We start from the raw sequence: 14,423 nt of genomic DNA, 5'->3' as shown, positions 1-14,423 counted from the left end.
CACGATTATTCATCGTAGCTCTCCCTTTTTTGGCGTTCAAATGCTTTGAAGCGAGTACCTTGGAACGGTAGTATGCCAAAGTCATGTTCAGCTAGCTGTCCATAGTTCCGACCATTGAGCTTTAACTCTAAACGTTCCCCACTTTGAACTTCAAAAGTTACATAGTAGGAGGTGTGAGCACTAGTATAACCTGAACCGCCACGTGTGTCTGTCCTTTTTGTAACAATTTTGTATGGTACTGTTAATTCAGGTGAATTATTATTTTTGCCCATTGTCTAATGCCGTTAAGTATAACGAAGGCAAATGTACCGAAGACGATGAAAAAAATTAAGGAAAACGAATAGTGGTTGTCGTGTCATTGATGTGCAGCATGCTAATTTTGAAAGTATTTTAAGTAGTATTTACCGTCTAACTGCTTATGACATGGCAATCTAAAAAGGACTTTAAACATCTAAGTAAACATCAGAATTTGGCTCAAAACGCTGTTATATCAACGTCGAATGTAGAGGTGTCTCACGCGCGATTAGAAGTGATTATGTATCAATTATTAGATGCAGCGATTTCAGTGAGCAGTCAATACATCAAAACGAATCGTCTAGCGTTGTTAAGTAGAGATAAAGAAAGCTTATTTTGCAAAAGAACGATTATAGACCTCCTGCAAATAGTGTTTTCTACTAATATTCTGTAACAAAATCTTTACAAAATATTATTACTTTTTTAATATTCTCATGTTACCTTTTTAAAAAAAGGAGATTCAATAAAAAGGGAGGTAGTAATGATAAGAAAGATTTGGTCTTTAATTATTGCGACAACTTTGATATTCACTGTATTTGGATCACTTAATATTGCTAAAGCAGAAACAAATTTCATGGATAACAAAATTCCAGATAATGAAATTGAGTTTCTGACAGGAAGCACTCTAGATGGTTATAACTATATTGAACTTTCGGAACCCGTAACAGAAAACTATGATGGAGTTTACGAAGTATTAATTGGATACTACATAGAAGAGAACTTAGATGAAATCAAAAAACTCGACAATTATAGGGAATATGACACGTATTTAGTTTATGATCAGGGTATAACTCAAAGCTGGTCTTGGTTATCAAGACCATATTTTATTATGAGTGTTGCAAGAGGTATGTCTTATGAAAGTTCAATAGAGGTATCAGCTACTATTTCAGGCACATTTAGTAGTGATATTCCGAGTAAGGCTTTACCAACAGTTAAATCTTCTTTCGGTTTCAGTGCATCGGGCAGCAAAAAAATAACTGAAAAAGTTGTTTTATCGGGTCCTAACGCAGGTTATTCTAGTAGAGATTTTTACTATAAGCAAGGAAGACACACACATAGAGTAAAAATTGTACAAGAACGCAGATCCAATTGGGATGGTGTGTTATGGACTAAAACATACTACGGTAGTGTAGGAAAACCAGCTATAAAACATTATTCAGTTGATAGAAAGTAGGTTCTTAAAGTGATTCAACAGATTGTTAAATGGTTTTTGCTTACTATACTCATAATTTCATCGATCAGTTTTATAATTGTTATTCAATCAAATTATATAGCAGATGCATTAGCCGCTCGTTCGATTCCAATAGCTATTGTAGTAGGTTTATCTTCATTAGCTGTTGCTATCATGTTTCGAAAATAATATTTACTAGAGTGTCGACAAACTAAATTTCAAGTAGAAAATGAGTAAGGTCTGACACTCTTTTATTTTCTTAAAAGCATTTCTTAATGTAAAACACCTCAAGAAACACGGATATTAAAGAGTTTTTAAAATGACCGTTCAATGGCTGTATATTTGATTCAAACCAAAGAAGTAGACAAAGTCAATTTTTTCGACTTTGTTTACATAAGAAATGAACCCCTATCAAAACAAAAAGAGAGCGGCTTTTGCTACTCTCAATCTTTTTTTATTTACTTAATTTTTTACTGGCGCTTTTTCCAAAACGCCTATAATTCTTTTATATCGTTTTCCTGTGTTTTCTAATTCTTCCTGAAAAACTTCTGCTACTAAAAAGGGTGACTTCACTTTTCCAACAACAACAATATCACCAGGTTAAATATTAAATTCACGTAAATGTTTAGGGATATGCCACGTATATTTCTTTGGATATAATTTCAATGCCTCTGATATGAAATCCAGAAAGTGTATTATTCTCCATCTACATTCTCTCCAATCATCAACTTTTATTGATTTTCCTAACGCATGTGCTGATTATACGAACTATCTTTTTTTATTGGCGGTACTTCTGTTGATCGAATGAAGTCAATCATATTTTGAGATACTTTTTTATATTTCATTAATCGATTTCAACCTTGTGCCATTGCTTTCAAACGCTTCTCCAATGTTTCACCATCAAATACGTTTTGTACAAGCTAGCTTTTAGTTTTTGACGAATCATTATATAAAAAGCGCTACTCTTTTTTTTCGTGAAATGGGTGCATTTCACGGAGAAAAGTAATAGTATTATTAGTTAACTAATATATTATCACCTATTAGGAGAGTGAATAGTATGTTAGAGCTTACAAAAAAACGGCAATATTTCTGAGCTTATTGCAAGTAAAAAGTCGTTAAAAGAGCTTAGGAAACTTTTAAATACACGTGATACATCCATATGAGAAGTATTTAATTCATTAGGGTACTTCTATAATAAATCGCAACATGACGCCAATTTTCCTAATAAAGATATGACTTTTAATGAAAATCTTTCGTTTTATTATAATTTGAAATCATTAACGAACGTAGAAAATCATTGCATCTTCATTGTTATCTACAACGACTAACTGTTCATTTTCAAATGTATAGGGGATTTGTTTGTCATTCAAATTAGCCAGTAGCTTCTGTAATTCATCTTGTGAAGAAAGAGATAATGTATAGCTAAGCAAACCCGTTGTTTTTTTTGCTGGTACTGGTGCACCGACACCTTGCCAGATGTTTACCGCAATATGATGGTGATAACCTCCAGCAGACATGAATAGTGCGCTATCATGGAAGTTAGTCATAATATCAAAACCAAGTGCATCTATATAGAAGTAAGTTGTTGCATCATTAATATTGCTCACATTTAAATGCATATGACCTAATACAGTTCCTTTAGGGAAACCTGTCCAAGGACGCTGACGGTCATATAATGCCATCAAACCTTCTATATCAACAGCCTCTGTTCCGGTTATCAGTCCACCATGACCATCACTTAGCCATTCAGCACGAGGGCGATCATGATAGATTTCTATACCGTTACCTTCCGGATCATTTAAGTAAAACGCTTCTGAATAAATATGATCACCAGCCCCTGTTATAGGTATACCTGTATTCAATAAGTTGCCAATCACATAAGCTAAGTCTTGTCGAGAAGGAACTAAAATAGCAAAATGGAATAGACCAGTCGTACGAGGTGGACGAATCTTCACTCCTTCTCCTGTTGACAATACTAAAATAGGTTTTGTATTACCTGGGATAGAAAATGACACTTGTGTTGGTGTGTGATGAAGTATTTGAAGCCCTAGTTTTTTATAGAAATCAGTCATTGTCTCTAATGATTGTACAAGTAAATGTAAATGCTCTAACTCTAATTGTGCATCAATTTTATAGGTCATTGTCAATAAATCCTCCAATTTTAAGTTACTTTTTGTAATTAAATATAAAATAGTAAATATGTTACGTCAAGTAAATAAGTTACTTTAAATTTACTTTTGCTAAATTAATCGTTACAATAGAATACATAAGAGGTGAAAAAATATGAATGAGACAACTTTATGTCCTCGTTTAGCTAAGGCAATGGATTTAATCGGAAAACGCTGGACTGGGCTAATTTTATATCAACTATTAGACGGATCACAGCGCTTTAATGAGATTGAATCGGCATTGCCTGTAAGTGGTCGTTTATTATCTGAGCGTTTAAAGGAACTTGAAAAAGAGGGGCTTGTTGAACGAAAAGTATATTCAGAGGTGCCTGTACGTGTAGAATATTCTTTAACAGATAAAGGCCGAGCGTTAGAAGGCGCTATACGAAATATTGAGTCATGGGCAACTAACTGGCTATAGTAATGGAAAGATTATTTACAAAGTTAATTTTTGTGCAGTGATTTCAGTGTGAAAGCGTCATAAGATGCAGCTCCATCCTATGAAAGTCGTATCTTTCATAGATGATTTTATTGAAATAATCGGGTAGCTAGAAGGTTCTGGATATACTGATTATTGCAGCGTATAACTGAATAGGACATGATGCTGCCCGAAAATGCGCAAAAAATACCCTTCATTTTACTTGTCAAAACGAGGTTCTAAATCCATACTAGTGTAGAGTAAGAAGGACGGTAGAAAGGAATTAGCTCTCATGACAAAAGAACAATGGGCTGCGGATTTAGCACAAAATATAAATCCAGCCAATATTAAGCTAGATGAATCATTACAGCATTATACAATGACAAAATTAGGTGGTAAAGCGGATGTTTTTGTTCTCCCTGAAACAGAGGAAGAAGCAATTGCAGTTATTCGCTATGCACATATAAATAATATTCCATTATTGATGTTAGGGAATGGATCCAACATGGTTGTCCGGGATGGAGGCATGCGCGGGATTGTTGTGACATTTGCACATTTAGATGAAATTCATATAAATGGTGATCATGTTTACGCACAAAGCGGAGCACTAATTAAGGACGTATCAAAACTAGCCGCTGCTGCATCTCTAACCGGTTTTGAATTTGCGTGTGGTATCCCAGGCTCCATTGGTGGAGCGATGGCGATGAATGCAGGCGCTTATGGTGGCGAAATAAAGGATATTATTATTTCTTCTAAAGTACTAACTAAAGAGGGAAATATTTTAATACTATCAAAAGAAGAGCTTGAATTAGGTTACCGTCAAAGTAGCATTGCCAAAAAAGGTTATTATGTACTGTCTTCAGAGTTCCAATTAGCTCAAGGTGTACAGGAAGAAATTGATGCAAAGATTGCTGATTTAACGTTTCAACGTGAATCAAAGCAACCATTAGAGTACCCTTCAGCAGGCAGTGTTTTTAAACGCCCGCCAGGACACTTTGCAGGCAAGCTTATTCAGGATAGCGGTCTACAAGGTAAAGGGGTCGGTGATGCAGAAGTGTCCACAAAACATGCCGGCTTCATTGTCAATAAAGGAAATGCTACAGCTTCTGACTATATCGCAACGATTGAAATGGTACAACGAGTGGTAAAAGAAAAGTTCGGTATTGATTTAGAAACAGAAGTGAAAATTGTCGGTGACGACTTATAAAAAATAATGCCGCTCTTCGCTAATGGCGAAGGGCGTTTTTTTGAGGAGTGTGAACAAATGAAATTTATATCTTGGAATGTTAATGGTATACGTGCTTGTTTAGGGAAAGGTTTTTTAGATTTTTTTAAAAGCATGGATGCGGATTTTTTCTGTATTCAAGAAACAAAATGCCAAGCAGGGCAGGTTGAACTAGCACTCGAAGGGTATGAGCAATATTGGAATTACGCGCAAAAGAAAGGCTATTCTGGTACTGCAATTTTTACAAAGCATACTCCACTAGCTGTGCACTACGGTGTGGGTGAGGATGAATCGCAGGACGAGGGGCGAATTATTACATTGGAGTATGACAACTTTTATGTAGTAAATGTTTATACACCAAATGCTCAACGCGATTTAGCAAGATTACCGCTTCGGCTAGAGTGGGAGGAGCGATTAGCGCTGTATTTAAAAGAACTTGATGCCAAAAAACCAATTATTTATGGCGGTGATTTAAATGTCGCACATGCTGAGATTGATTTGAAAAATGCCAAGTCGAATGTAGGCAATTCTGGATTTACATATGAGGAACGTGCCAAAATGTCTGAGTTATTAGCAAGTGGCTTTGTTGATTCTTTCCGTTATAAGCATCCTGAAGTGACTGATCATTATACATGGTGGTCCTATATGAATAAAGTCCGTGAACGAAATATTGGATGGCGCATTGACTATTTTATTGTATCAGCCCGTTTAAAGGACCAAATTGAAGTAGCTACTATTCATCCGCATATAATGGGTAGTGATCATTGCCCAATCGAGCTTCAACTAACTATTTAATTGTTTGCGTGCCTGACACCGAACTATGTGAGCCGTATGTCTATTAGGACATACGGTTTTTACTGTTGTCCAAAAGGTTTATATGTAGAAAAATGATGTGTAATACAGCAAAATTCGCAAAAAAATGGAGGTTATTCAGATGTGAGGAAAGGATTTGATGCGTCAAATAAAGAATATATTGCATAAGAGGGGGTTGTAAGGTGAGAAAGTTTAAGTGGAAAAAGTGGTTAATGATAATCGCTAGTGTGTTGGCTGTAGTCGCCATAACATCTTTCATTGTCTTTACATGGTTTATGAATAAATCAAAACCGATTATTGATGGAGAGCTCACGGTTAACATGCTTGATAAAGATGTGACGGTGACAAGGGATGACAAAGGAGTTCCACATATATTTGCCGAGACAGATGCAGATTTATATCGTGCTCAAGGCTATGTACAGGCGCAGGATCGGCTGTTTCAAATGGATTTAGCGCGTAGGCAGGCAAGTGGCCGTCTGTCAGAAATTATTGGTGAGGCAACGATTAATACAGATAAGTATTTCCGTACCTTTAGTTTACGAAATGCGGCTGAAAAATCATTGGCAGCGTACGATGCCGAAAGCAAGCAAGTGCTTGAATGGTTTGCAGAGGGCGTGAACACCTTTATTGAACAGGCAAAGAGCACGAATACGTTAAGTTATGAATTTGCGTTACTAGGTTACGAGCCAGAAGAGTGGACGGTTGTAGACTCTTTAACCATCGGAAAATATATGGCATACGATTTAGGGGGCAATTGGAATACACTCGCTTTCCGACATTGGGCTTTACAAAACTTCGATGAAGAAAAGGCGAAGGAATTATTTATTACGTATCCTGAAAATGCGTCATCGATTATAGAAGCAAATAAAGAAAATCCTGTTTCAGTGGCAGGGCAATTTAATCCTGCATTATTGCCAAATGAATTTAATGGCAGTAATAACTGGGTTGTATCTGGCGATAAAACGAAATCAGGTAAGCCGATACTAGCAGATGATCCGCATTTGGGGCTAAGTACACCATCTATTTGGTATCAAATGCATTTACAATCGCCAGAGCAAAATGTAAGCGGTGTTATATTTGCAGGTATTCCAGGAATTATTTTAGGTCATAACGATGAAATTGCATGGGGTGTAACGAATGTAGGCCCTGATGTACAAGATTTATATATTGAAATGCCAAACCCAGATAATCCAACGCAATTCCGTTATGACGGTGAGTGGGAACAAGCAGAGGTGCGCAAAGAACCGATAAAGGTAAAGGATGGCGAAACGATAGATTTTGAAGTCCTTGTTACACGGCATGGCCCGATTATAACAGACCTAGTATTTAAAGAAACGAAGCCTTCAGCCCAGTTTTCAATGCAGTGGACAGCACTACAGCCAACCGCTGAATTACGAGCAGTGCTCGGTTTTAATAAGTCTTCCTCTTGGCATGAGTTTGAGCAAGCATTAGAAGATTTTAAAGCGCCTGCCCAAAATTTTGTTTTTGCATCTAAGGATGGCACAATCGCTTATAAAGCTAATGGGCAAATTCCATTAAGAAAGCAAGGGGATGGACAATTACCTGTGCCAGGTGATTCAAGTGACTATGGTTGGGAAGGCTTTATTCCGTGGGATGAGTTACCGACTGTTGTTAATCCAGAGGAGGGCTTTATTGCTACCGCCAATAATGAAGTAATTGGTGAGGAATATCCGTATCATATTACGGATTTTTGGGCGCAGCCATATCGCTTTGAACGAATTAAGGAAGTGCTAGAGGCTAATGATTCATTAACGGTTAAAGATATGATGAACTTACAAATGGATCAACATAATTTATATGCTCGTGAATTTTTACCGGATTTATTAGCATCTATCAAAACGATGGATAAGAACGGAAAATATGCAAAGGTCATTGCGTTATTAGAAGATTGGAATATGGTAGATGCAAAAGAGTTGGGAGCCCCGTTAGTCTTCCATACGTTAATGGTACAAATACAAGAGGTATTGTTTAAGGAACAGATGCCAGAGGATATGTATAACATGATGTACGGGAAATTCAATATTACGGATCAACTTCTACGTAAAGCATATGCAGGCGAGAAAAGTGTTTGGATTGAAGAGCAAGGCGGTGTTGATGCCACAGTCTTTGAGGCGTTTGAGCGTACTGTTGCAAAAATTGAGGGACAGTTCGGAAAAAATGTGTCGAAGTGGCAATGGGGTGACTTCCACCAATTAACGTTTGATCACACATTAGGTAGTGCTTCTCCGATATTTGCCGCATACTTTAATGCGAAGAAGGTGCCAATTGGTGGCTCGAAGGTGACGGTACAGGCTGCCGATAATGATTTAGCCGGCAACGTAAATCATGGAGCATCGTGGCGTTTTGTTGCGGATGTCGGTAATTTGAGCTCTGCTTACCATATTGTCGGACCGGGTCAAAGCGGTCATGTCAAATCGGACTGGTATCAAGATCAGGTGATGGACTGGGCAAATGGAAATTATCACGAAACCTTTGTTAACAAGGAAGCGATTAAAGGTAAAACAGTATTATTAAAGGCACAATAAAATGCCAGCGCAAGAAAAGCTTGCGCTGGTTTTTTATTGTGCCAGTCACCCAAACAATTTAAAACATATTTAAATTATATTTTCGTGATAGTAATCATATACATTCAAATGCCTGTTTGAATATGATGGAATAATATGCTATATTAAAAACAGTCAAACGAGTATTTGAATGAGGTGAGGGAATGGCAAAAGAAGTCTGTGAAGTGACGCATATTAATGAGCAAGCGGTGACAAGGGTTCAACAGCAAATGCCTGACTTATCAGGTGTAGCAAAATTCTTGAAGGCATTATCTGATGAAACAAGACTCAAAATAGCGTATGCCTTAACTGTAGAGAATGAATTATGTGTTTGTGATGTGGCGACAATAATTGGGTCATCTGTAGCGACTGCATCACACCATTTACGTTATTTAAAAGATCATAGTTTAGCGAAATCGCATCGTAAGGGAAAGCAAATGTATTACGCTTTAGCTGACGAACACGTATACCAAATTGTAACGATTGCTTATGAACATGCGAAAGAAGGGATTTCGAATGGCAGTAACACCGATTAAGCAAGAATACCGATTGCAAAACTTGTCCTGTGCTAGTTGTGCAGCTAAATTCGAAAAAAATGTCAAAGCGATACCTGACGTACAAGATGCACAAGTCAATTTTGGAGCTTCCAAAATCACGATTGTAGGAGCAGTTAGCGTCGATCAAATTGAAGAAGCAGGAGCATTTGACGGCATTAAAGTTTCACAATCTACGGCTAAAGCAAGTGAAGCAAGCATTCCTTTTTATAAAAAAACCGAGAACATATTAGCTAGCGTATCCCTGCTATTCGTTGTAGTTGGCTATCTATTATCTTCTGTTCGTGGAGAAGAAGACTTGTGGACGATTGCTATGTTTATCATTGCGATTTTTGTTGGGGGCGTAAAGATATTTAAAACAGGCTTACGCAATCTTGCACGATTTGAGTTTGATATGAAGACGCTTATGACCATTGCAATAATTGGTGCTGCGATTATTGGGGAGTGGGAAGAAGCGGCTGTTGTAGTCTTTCTATTTGCAGTAAGTGAAGCGCTTGAAGCGTATTCAATGGATAAAGCACGACAATCAATTCGTCAATTGATGGATATTGCTCCGCCAACTGCCACGATTAAACGAGCGCATGGCGAGCATTACCATGAGATGGAATTAGCAACGGACCAGATTGAAATTGGCGATATTTTAGTCGTGAAACCAGGCCAAAAAATTGCAATGGATGGCATTGTGCTCACTGGGCTATCTGCAGTCAATCAAGCTGCTATTACAGGAGAATCGATTCCAGTCAATAAATCAGTAGGTGATGAGGTATTTGCTGGAACGTTAAATGAAGAAGGCGCATTAGAAGTACGTGTGACGAAACGTGTAGAGGATACAACGATTGCGAAAATCATTCATTTAGTAGAAGAGGCGCAAGCTGAAAAGGCACCTTCGCAACAATTTGTCGATCGTTTTGCGAAATACTATACACCAATCATTATGCTAGTAGCGTTGCTAGTAGCGATTATGCCACCTTTATTTGTAGGGGATTGGCAACATTGGATTTACCAAGGATTAGCAGTGCTTGTGGTTGGTTGTCCTTGTGCGCTTGTTGTGTCAACTCCCGTAGCTATCGTAACCGCTATTGGGAATGCTGCAAGACAAGGCGTTCTAATAAAAGGTGGTATTCATTTAGAGCAATTAGGCCATATAGATGCTATTGCCTTTGATAAAACAGGTACATTAACAAAGGGCACACCTGCCGTAACAGATATTTTTACTCCGACGGAAATGCTAGAGGAAGATGTATTGCAATTGGTGGCTGCTGTTGAAAAACAATCGCAACATCCATTAGCTAAAGCTATTTTAAAGGCATTACATGACAAACAACTGCCAGAGCTTATACCTACAGATTTTCAATCCGTAACAGGTAAGGGTGCTTATGCAACAGTGGATGGTCAAAAGGTCTATGTCGGTAGCATGAATTGGATTACTTCATTAGCTCCAGTTGATGAAATGATGAAAGAACAGGTTCAAAAACTGCAAAAACAGGGTAAGACCGTAGTAGCGGCTGTTCAAGATGGACACTTTATTGGCATTATAGCGATTGCCGATCAATTACGGACTGAAAGTAAAGAAGTACTGCAAAAGTTGAGTGCTTTAAAGGTGAAACATACTGTGATGTTAACGGGTGATGCAAAATCAACTGCTGAAGCAATTGCCACTACTTTAAGTATGAGTGATGTGCGAGCAGGCTTACTGCCCGCTGAAAAATTATCTGCTATTAAAGACTTACGCACGCAGTACGGAGCAGTTGCGATGGTCGGGGATGGTGTTAATGATGCGCCAGCATTAGCTTCCGCGAATGTAGGTATCGCTATGGGTGGTGCGGGTACAGATGCTGCGTTGGAGACAGCTGATATTGCATTAATGGGCGATGATTTAACAAAACTACCTTATACAATGGCATTAAGCAGAAAAACATTACGAATTATTAAAGAAAATATTATTTTTGCACTAGCCTTAAAATTAATTGCCTTATTGCTTGTGATTCCAGGATGGTTAACATTATGGATTGCCATTTTTGCCGATATGGGCGCAACATTACTCGTTGTCTTTAATTCTTTAAGGCTTATAAAACAAAAGAAATAATAGGTATAATGATGTGATTGCTGTAATTTTGTAGGTAAATAATCGTTGCAATGTATATTTATAATTGTTGTATAGATGCTACTAGCGATTCTTGAAAAGGGCTAAATTTCACGCTATTATTAATTGTGTAAAAATGTAACAATACATTATAAATGAGGCGAAAGTTTTATATGTCAGAACCTATTTTAGTAAATGTTACAGAGGAAATTGTGCGTGGTTTAGTAAGTTTTCTACTGCGAGGACCAGAATACCAAACATTTTGTAAATGTCAAATCTGTGAATTTCAAACAGTGGCTTATGCATTAAATGCATTGCCTAGTAAGTATGTTACATCTAAAGAAGAGCGAGATGAAGCATTTAAAGCCATGAATACTCCTGAGAATATTGAACTGATTAACAGAGAAATTATTCGTGCATTACATGTGGTAAATAAGCATCCTCGACATTAGATAGAGCCCACTTCTACATTGAAGTAGGCTCTATTTATGTTTCAAGGAAGTGTTTATCTTGGTTATGTATTTTCAGTTAACTTTTAAGGCAAGCTTGTAGTAAACTAAAGAGTAAGAATAGGAAAGAGAGGGAATTAGATATGCCAACACCTAGTATGGAGGACCATATCGAACAAATATATTTATTGATTGCTAATAAAGGTTATGCTCGTGTGTCTGACATTGCTGAAGCATTATCTGTTCTTCCTTCTTCTGTTACTAAGATGGTTCAAAAATTAGATAAAGATGGTTATTTAGTTTATGAAAAATATCGTGGGCTTACATTGACGCCAAGAGGAGAAAAACTTGGGAAACGTCTTGTGCAGCGACATGAACTGCTAGAGCAATTTTTGCGAATCATTGGTGTAGATGAAGAGCGTATTTACAATGATGTAGAAGGAATTGAGCATCATTTGAGTTGGAATTCAATTGATCGTATTGCAGATCTTGTGCAGGTAATGGAAGAAAATCCAGATATCGCAAAAAAATTAGAAGCATCTAGAACACAACACAATCTATAGAGGGAATAGCTTATTCATAAGGATGTAAAGACGATAATCTCTTCGTTTCGTTGTGTGAACCCGCGCTAAGCTATGACGATTGTATACGGGGCTTTTATATTTGCGAAATTGATGGTAAAAGGAAAGGAAGACATTATGAACGAATTAAAATCAGGTGAAGTTGTTACTTTAACTGTATTAGAGCAACAAGCATCGAAATGGGTCTTAACAAATGGCGTAGTTGAACTGCCATTAAATGCTTCAGAAGTTACAGAACCACTAGCTGTTGGGGATCGTATTGAAGTATTTTTATTTGCGGATCGCCGTGGTGATTTAGCTGCCACTACTGCTATTCCGGCATTTGCCCAAGGCGAATACGGCTGGGCACGTGTTCTTCGCGTTGTAGAGCGCGAAGGTGCTTTTGTTGATATTGGTACTTCACGAGAAGTGCTGGTTAAAGCGGAGGACCTACCTGCGATAAAAGAAGTATGGCCTGAGCCAGGTGACCATTTATATATGACATTGCGAACAGATCGCAATGGAGATTTATTTGGTCGTTTAGTAACAGAAGAAAAGATTTCAGAGTTATACGAAGGTGCATTTGATGATATGCATAATAAAAATATTACTGCCCGTCCTTATCGTTTATTGCCAGTAGGATCATTTTTACTAGGTGTAGAAAAACCATATCGTATTTTCGTCCATGAATCAGAACGCTATGCAGAACCACGCCTTGGACAAGATGTTGAAGTACGGATTATTGATGTTAAAGAAGATGGCTCAATGAATGGCTCTCTGTTACCTCGTAAACATGAACGTATCACAGGAGACGCACAGCAAATTTTAAGCTATTTGCAGGATGTTGGTGGTAAAATGCCATTTAGCGATAAGTCTTCGCCAGATGAAATTAAAGAAATGTTTAATATGAGTAAAGCGTCATTTAAACGTGCACTCGGTACACTTATGAAGGCTGGTAAAGTGAAACAACAAGATGGCTGGACAGAAGAAATTTAACTTGTAGCTTTTATAAATACTAAGGAAATGACGAGAGATAAGCAAAGAAACCTTCTCGTCATTTTTTCGTACTAATAACTGTATGATGACATACATTATACAGGCTAAATGATTTCTAGCGAAAGGGGTCACACAAATTGAAAAAAACATGGGGGAAAATACTAGTAGCTACGATGCTAGTATTTGGTGTGCTGGCACCAACAACGGGATTTGCAGCAGACAATACGACACCTGACAATACGACGCCAAATGCAATAGATGAAAAGCTAGGTGTACCAATTGTGGTGTATGGTGCAAACCTATCCGAAGCCGAAAAAGATTCTGTGAAAAAATCGTTAAAAGTAAATGAAAATCCTGAAGTTGAGGAAATAACAGTATCAGGGAACGACTTAGCTAAATACATTAAAGACAGTAATGCAAGCTCGCGTATGTATTCTTCTGCCAAAATTACACGGAAGGATGCCGGTAAAGGCTTAGTTATTGAAATCGTCACACCGTCAAATATTACACAAGTAACGTCAGAAATGTATGCAAATGCCATGTTGACTGCGGGGATTGAAGATGCGACCGTGCAAGTAGCCGCTCCAAAGGCTGTAACAGGTCATTCTGCGCTTGTTGGTATTTATAAGGCCTATGAGGTAACAACGGGTAAAACGTTAGATATAGAGCGTACGGACGTTGCCAATGAAGAACTATCTGTCGCAACTACAATTGCTGATTCTGCAGGAGTAGATGATGCGAAGGTAGCGGAGTTACTAACAGAAATCAAAAAGCAAATTGCTGAACGAAAACCGGCAACGCGTGAAGACGTGGAAAAAATCGTCCAAGAGCAGTTAGATAAATTAGAGATTAATTTAAGTGAACAAGATCGTCAGTTATTAGTTGATTTGATGGACAAAATTAGTAATCTAGATATTGATTTTAGTAAATGGTCCGAGCAATTAGATGATATTAGTAATACAATACAAGAAAAATTTGGCGCGCTGATGGAAGATGAAGGCTTCTGGACGAGTGTGAAAAATTTCTTTGCAGATTTAAAAGATACAATTTCAACATGGTTTAACTAATTGAAAAGCTCTCTGTCCTAGATGGCAGTGGAGCTTTTTTGTTTTATACGGATGAACTATT

General features: G+C 37.6%; 14 protein-coding genes. 11 read left to right on the top strand and 3 right to left on the bottom strand.

Annotated features, from left to right (window positions below):
• Window positions 1-5 precede the first annotated feature (5 nt).
• On the bottom strand, window positions 6-272 hold the full coding sequence (locus tag MHH88_RS20280; RefSeq protein ID WP_339260293.1) for a DUF2500 domain-containing protein: 267 nt from the start codon (window positions 270-272) through the stop codon (window positions 6-8).
• A 503-nt stretch (window positions 273-775) separates the two neighbouring features.
• Here MHH88_RS20280 and MHH88_RS20275 point away from each other — a divergent pair.
• Window positions 776-1,468 carry a hypothetical protein gene (locus MHH88_RS20275; RefSeq protein WP_339260291.1) on the top strand — a complete coding sequence of 231 codons (693 nt, stop codon included), beginning with the start codon at window positions 776-778 and terminating at the stop codon, window positions 1,466-1,468.
• Window positions 1,469-1,927: 459 nt separating this feature from the next.
• Here MHH88_RS20275 and MHH88_RS20270 read toward each other — a convergent pair whose 3' ends face one another.
• Both MHH88_RS20270 and MHH88_RS20265 read right to left on the bottom strand, forming a co-directional pair.
• Window positions 1,928-2,038, bottom strand: coding sequence for a DUF5839 family protein (locus MHH88_RS20270; protein ID WP_339260289.1), 111 nt, complete (start codon window positions 2,036-2,038; stop codon window positions 1,928-1,930).
• 704 nt (window positions 2,039-2,742) lie between these two features.
• A complete protein-coding gene (locus tag MHH88_RS20265; protein WP_339260287.1) occupies window positions 2,743-3,606 on the bottom strand; it encodes a VOC family protein in 864 nt (287 codons plus the stop codon).
• Window positions 3,607-3,748: 142 nt separating this feature from the next.
• Between MHH88_RS20265 and MHH88_RS20260 the strand changes: the two genes are divergently transcribed.
• The 10 genes from MHH88_RS20260 (at window position 3,749) to MHH88_RS20215 (ending at window position 14,362) form a co-directional block, all read left to right on the top strand.
• Window positions 3,749-4,054 carry a winged helix-turn-helix transcriptional regulator gene (locus MHH88_RS20260; protein ID WP_069508913.1) on the top strand — a complete coding sequence of 102 codons (306 nt, stop codon included), beginning with the start codon at window positions 3,749-3,751 and terminating at the stop codon, window positions 4,052-4,054.
• Window positions 4,055-4,343: 289 nt separating this feature from the next.
• Window positions 4,344-5,258, top strand: coding sequence for a UDP-N-acetylmuramate dehydrogenase (gene murB, locus MHH88_RS20255; RefSeq protein WP_069508916.1), 915 nt, complete (start codon window positions 4,344-4,346; stop codon window positions 5,256-5,258).
• Between the two features lie 57 nt (window positions 5,259-5,315).
• The gene (locus MHH88_RS20250) at window positions 5,316-6,071 is read left to right on the top strand and encodes an exodeoxyribonuclease III (RefSeq protein ID WP_339260285.1); all 756 of its coding nucleotides are present in this window, start codon (window positions 5,316-5,318) and stop codon (window positions 6,069-6,071) included.
• 230 nt (window positions 6,072-6,301) lie between these two features.
• Window positions 6,302-8,635, top strand: coding sequence for a penicillin acylase family protein (locus MHH88_RS20245; protein ID WP_339263140.1), 2,334 nt, complete (start codon window positions 6,302-6,304; stop codon window positions 8,633-8,635).
• A gap of 182 nt (window positions 8,636-8,817) precedes the next feature.
• Window positions 8,818-9,189, top strand: coding sequence for a metalloregulator ArsR/SmtB family transcription factor (locus MHH88_RS20240; protein ID WP_069508922.1), 372 nt, complete (start codon window positions 8,818-8,820; stop codon window positions 9,187-9,189).
• Window positions 9,170-11,293: a heavy metal translocating P-type ATPase gene (locus MHH88_RS20235; protein ID WP_339260283.1), complete on the top strand. Its 2,124-nt coding sequence runs from the start codon at window positions 9,170-9,172 to the stop codon at window positions 11,291-11,293. The genes MHH88_RS20240 and MHH88_RS20235 overlap by 20 nt, the downstream gene beginning before the upstream one ends.
• Window positions 11,294-11,463: 170 nt before the next feature.
• Window positions 11,464-11,742 carry a late competence development ComFB family protein gene (locus MHH88_RS20230; protein ID WP_024361338.1) on the top strand — a complete coding sequence of 93 codons (279 nt, stop codon included), beginning with the start codon at window positions 11,464-11,466 and terminating at the stop codon, window positions 11,740-11,742.
• A gap of 140 nt (window positions 11,743-11,882) precedes the next feature.
• Window positions 11,883-12,302 carry a transcriptional regulator MntR gene (mntR, locus tag MHH88_RS20225; protein ID WP_024361337.1) on the top strand — a complete coding sequence of 140 codons (420 nt, stop codon included), beginning with the start codon at window positions 11,883-11,885 and terminating at the stop codon, window positions 12,300-12,302.
• 135 nt (window positions 12,303-12,437) lie between these two features.
• Complete coding sequence (locus tag MHH88_RS20220) at window positions 12,438-13,295, top strand: S1-like domain-containing RNA-binding protein (RefSeq protein WP_339260280.1); 858 nt, start codon at window positions 12,438-12,440, stop codon at window positions 13,293-13,295.
• Window positions 13,296-13,432: 137 nt separating this feature from the next.
• The gene (locus MHH88_RS20215; RefSeq protein WP_339260278.1) at window positions 13,433-14,362 is read left to right on the top strand and encodes a DUF1002 domain-containing protein; all 930 of its coding nucleotides are present in this window, start codon (window positions 13,433-13,435) and stop codon (window positions 14,360-14,362) included.
• Window positions 14,363-14,423 lie beyond the last annotated feature (61 nt).

The organism is Lysinibacillus sp. FSL K6-3209 (assembly GCF_037976175.1).
GTDB lineage: Bacteria > Bacillota > Bacilli > Bacillales_A > Planococcaceae > Lysinibacillus > Lysinibacillus sphaericus_D.
Note: the sequence above shows the minus strand (reverse complement) of the source record. Positions and strands in the feature narration are given on the sequence as shown.

Coding starts and splice junctions, on each gene's coding strand:
- MHH88_RS20275 (WP_339260291.1), top strand. CDS start 776: ATGATAAGAAAGATTTGGTCTTTAATTATTGCGACAACTTTGATATTC.
- MHH88_RS20265 (WP_339260287.1), bottom strand. CDS start 3,606: ATGACCTATAAAATTGATGCACAATTAGAGTTAGAGCATTTACATTTA.
- MHH88_RS20230 (WP_024361338.1), top strand. CDS start 11,464: ATGTCAGAACCTATTTTAGTAAATGTTACAGAGGAAATTGTGCGTGGT.
- MHH88_RS20240 (WP_069508922.1), top strand. CDS start 8,818: ATGGCAAAAGAAGTCTGTGAAGTGACGCATATTAATGAGCAAGCGGTG.
- murB (WP_069508916.1), top strand. CDS start 4,344: ATGACAAAAGAACAATGGGCTGCGGATTTAGCACAAAATATAAATCCA.
- MHH88_RS20220 (WP_339260280.1), top strand. CDS start 12,438: ATGAACGAATTAAAATCAGGTGAAGTTGTTACTTTAACTGTATTAGAG.
- MHH88_RS20280 (WP_339260293.1), bottom strand. CDS start 272: ATGGGCAAAAATAATAATTCACCTGAATTAACAGTACCATACAAAATT.
- MHH88_RS20235 (WP_339260283.1), top strand. CDS start 9,170: ATGGCAGTAACACCGATTAAGCAAGAATACCGATTGCAAAACTTGTCC.
- MHH88_RS20250 (WP_339260285.1), top strand. CDS start 5,316: ATGAAATTTATATCTTGGAATGTTAATGGTATACGTGCTTGTTTAGGG.
- MHH88_RS20260 (WP_069508913.1), top strand. CDS start 3,749: ATGAATGAGACAACTTTATGTCCTCGTTTAGCTAAGGCAATGGATTTA.
- MHH88_RS20245 (WP_339263140.1), top strand. CDS start 6,302: ATGATAATCGCTAGTGTGTTGGCTGTAGTCGCCATAACATCTTTCATT.
- mntR (WP_024361337.1), top strand. CDS start 11,883: ATGCCAACACCTAGTATGGAGGACCATATCGAACAAATATATTTATTG.